Below are 224 nucleotides of genomic sequence, written 5' to 3'. Positions count from 1 at the left end.
CCAGTAGCACCTGTGTTACCTCTAGGCCCGGTAGCACCAGTAGCGCCCGTGTTACCTCTAGGTCCGGTAGCACCAGTCACGCCCGTGTTACCTCTAGGTCCGGTCGCACCAGTAGCACCTGTGTTACCTTGAACGCCTTGAGGTCCAGTAGCACCAGTAGCGCCCGTGTTACCTCTAGGTCCGGTAGCACCAGTAGCGCCCGTGTTACCTCTAGGTCCGGTAGC

The 224-nt window shown here is 59.8% G+C and carries 1 pseudogene; it reads right to left on the bottom strand.

Features of this window, described 5'->3' with window-relative positions:
• Window positions 1-224, bottom strand: a pseudogene (locus AC0IXC_RS29455) (collagen-like repeat preface domain-containing protein); the annotation flags it as partial.

Source organism: Bacillus sp. AC266 (assembly GCF_979253805.1).
Note: the sequence above shows the minus strand (reverse complement) of the source record. Positions and strands in the feature narration are given on the sequence as shown.